This window comes from Sutterella seckii (assembly GCF_009183815.1).
Lineage (GTDB): Bacteria > Pseudomonadota > Gammaproteobacteria > Burkholderiales > Burkholderiaceae_F > Sutterella > Sutterella seckii.
The window spans coordinates 1-1,662 of record NZ_WEHX01000174.1; the positions used below are offsets into that span (position 1 = coordinate 1).

The window sequence follows — 1,662 nt, forward strand, 5'->3', positions numbered from 1 at the left end:
GGGTGTTGGATATCCCGGTTTGCGAGCGTAGGAAGCCGGCAGGCAAATCCGCCGGCGAATTTCCGAGGCGAAGCATCGAGGCTGGTTTCAGCTGAAGTGACTGAATGGACTTCCAGGAAAAGCTTCTAAGCATCAGCCTGCAATTGACCGTACCGCAAACCGACACTGGTGGGCGAGCTGAATATGCTCAGGCGCTTGAGAGAACTCAGGAGAAGGAACTCGGCAAATTGACACCGTAACTTCGGGATAAGGTGTGCCTTTGTAGTGTGAAGGGAGAAACGCCCCGAGCATGAAGAGGTCTCAGAGAATTGGTGGCTGCAACTGTTTACTAAAAACACAGCACTCTGCAAAGACGAAAGTCGACGTATAGGGTGTGATGCCTGCCCGGTGCTGGAAGATTAATTGATGGGCTGCAAGGTCCTGATCGAAGTCCCAGTAAACGGCGGCCGTAACTATAACGGTCCTAAGGTAGCGAAATTCCTTGTCGGGCAAGTTCCGACCTGCACGAATGGCATAATGATGGCCACACTGTCTCCTCCTGAGACTCAGTGAAGTTGAAGTGTTTGTGATGATGCAATCTCCCCGCGGCTAGACGGAAAGACCCCATGAACCTTTACTGCAGCTTTGCATTGGACTTTGAACCGATCTGTGTAGGATAGGTGGGAGGCAGTGAAGCTAGGACGCCAGTCTTAGCGGAGCCAACCTTGAAATACCACCCTGATTTGTTTGAGGTTCTAACCTGGGAGCGTAATCCGCTCCGGGGACCGTGCATGGTAGGCAGTTTGACTGGGGCGGTCTCCTCCTAAAGGGTAACGGAGGAGTGCGAAGGTACGCTAGGCACGGTCGGAAATCGTGCTGATAGTGCAATGGCAAAAGCGTGCTTGACTGCGAGTCCGACAAGACGAGCAGATACGAAAGTAGGTCATAGTGATCCGGTGGCTCTGCATGGAAGGGCCATCGCTCAACGGATAAAAGGTACTCTGGGGATAACAGGCTGATACCGCCCAAGAGTTCATATCGACGGCGGTGTTTGGCACCTCGATGTCGGCTCATCTCATCCTGGGGCTGTAGCCGGTCCCAAGGGTATGGCTGTTCGCCATTTAAAGAGGTACGTGAGCTGGGTTTAAAACGTCGTGAGACAGTTTTGTCCCTATCTGCCGTGGGCGCTGGAAGATTGACGGGGGCTGTTCCTAGTACGAGAGGACCGGAATGGACTCACCTCTGGTGTACCGGTTGTCACGCCAGTGGCACCGCCGGGTAGCTATGTGGGGAAAGGATAACCGCTGAAAGCATCTAAGCGGGAAACCTGCCTGAAGATAAGTCTTCCTGGAGGCTTGACCTCCCTGAAGAGTCGTTCGAGACCAGGACGTTGATAGGTCGGGTGTGCAAGCGCTGCGAGGCGTTGAGCTGACCGATACTAATTGCTCGTGAAGCTTGATCCTATAACCGTGAAGCTTTTCATCGTGACGGTGAGAAGAACTTCAAGAAGAATCGAGAAAGCAGTCGCAACTGCATGTCTTTGCTTTTCCCACCCTTTTAAGCCTGGTGACCATAGCGTGACGGCCCCACTCCTTCCCATTCCGAACAGGACAGTGAAACGTCTCCGCGCCGATGATAGTTGGTTGTATTTCCAGTGAAAGTAGGTCATCGCCAGGCTCCCTA

The 1,662-nt window shown here is 53.2% G+C and carries 2 rRNA genes; both read left to right on the forward strand.

The features are described from left to right. Positions 1-1,442, forward strand: a 23S ribosomal RNA gene (locus tag GBM95_RS11620); the annotation flags it as partial. A gap of 99 nt (positions 1,443-1,541) precedes the next feature. Continuing rightward, positions 1,542-1,656, forward strand: a 5S ribosomal RNA gene (gene rrf / locus GBM95_RS11625). The last annotated feature ends 6 nt before the right edge of the window (positions 1,657-1,662 follow it).